Origin of the sequence: Mesorhizobium sp. M7A.F.Ca.CA.002.15.2.1, assembly GCF_003998715.1 — a bacterium.
Lineage (GTDB): Bacteria > Pseudomonadota > Alphaproteobacteria > Rhizobiales > Rhizobiaceae > Mesorhizobium > Mesorhizobium ciceri.
In genome coordinates, this window is the sequence record NZ_RZPI01001245.1 from 1 (window position 1) to 505 (window position 505).

Here is a 505-nt window from a genome sequence, read left to right on the forward strand (position 1 = left end):
CGATGATCAGCGTCCGGGCCGTGCAGGCCCGGACGCTGATCATCGCCGGCGCCTGCGACCCGCTGTTCGGCGAGGCGCACCAGCAGGCGTTGCAATCCGCTCTTGCCGGAGCCGTCTTCGTCCGGGCCGAGCGCTGTGGCCACAACCCGCATTGGGAAGACCCGGCCCTTGTCGCCAAGACCATCGTCGAGGCATTTGAAGTCTGATGCATGTCGCCCAAAAGTGGCCCCGGTTTTGGGAGAACGAAATGCACAAAAAAGGATCTATTCCTAAGCGCGTCGACGCGCTTTAGGAATAGATCCCGACCAGTGATTGCGATGTCGGCGACAGCCGCAAGGTCTCCGTGGGTTTGGTCAAGCCGGGTTGCGCGGCCCGCCAAAAATCCTGCCATGCCGGCGAGGCGGCAAGCGCGGCCTTGTGGCGGGCATGCGCTTCTGTGCTGGCAAAACCCATGACGCTGATGAAGACGTTTTCGTCAGCCCGTACCGGCAGGCGCGGAAAATTG

At 62.6% G+C, this 505-nt stretch carries 1 protein-coding gene and 1 pseudogene; one reads left to right on the top strand and one right to left on the bottom strand.

Features of this window, described 5'->3' with window-relative positions; translation table 11 throughout:
• Window positions 1-206, top strand: a 206-nt coding sequence (locus ENZ74_RS33925; RefSeq protein ID WP_164761510.1) for an alpha/beta hydrolase, incomplete at its 5' end; no start/stop codon positions are given.
• A gap of 82 nt (window positions 207-288) precedes the next feature.
• Here the strand turns inward: ENZ74_RS33925 and ENZ74_RS33930 are convergent.
• Window positions 289-505, bottom strand: a pseudogene (locus ENZ74_RS33930) (NIPSNAP family protein); the annotation flags it as partial.